The organism is Bacillus sp. AFS040349, assembly GCF_002577655.1.
Taxonomy (GTDB): Bacteria; Bacillota; Bacilli; order Bacillales; family Bacillaceae; genus Metabacillus.
Genome location: NZ_NUMC01000228.1, coordinates 1 through 281 on the forward strand (window position 1 = coordinate 1; position 281 = coordinate 281).

General features: G+C 53.7%; 3 tRNA genes. All 3 read right to left on the reverse strand.

From position 1 onward, the window contains the following. Window position 1: 1 nt before the first annotated feature. A tRNA-Tyr gene (locus tag COD11_RS26405) sits at window positions 2-85 on the reverse strand. 11 nt (window positions 86-96) lie between these two features. Continuing rightward, window positions 97-169 (reverse strand) — tRNA-Thr (locus COD11_RS26410). 36 nt (window positions 170-205) lie between these two features. Then, window positions 206-281: transfer RNA gene (locus tag COD11_RS26415), tRNA-Val, on the reverse strand.

Genomic DNA, 281 nt, shown 5'->3' on the forward strand with positions numbered 1-281 from the left:
ATGGTGGAGGGGGGCAGATTCGAACTGCCGAACCCTAAGGAGCGGATTTACAGTCCGCCGCGTTTAGCCACTTCGCTACCCCTCCATTTGTAAGAGTGCCGGCGAGAGGACTTGAACCCCCAACCTACTGATTACAAGTCAGTTGCTCTACCAGTTGAGCTACACCGGCATATGGAAAGTTTTTTTCGCTAGTGCGAAAAAAATATGGTGGAGGATGACGGGATCGAACCGCCGACCCCCTGCTTGTAAGGCAGGTGCTCTCCCAGCTGAGCTAATCCTCC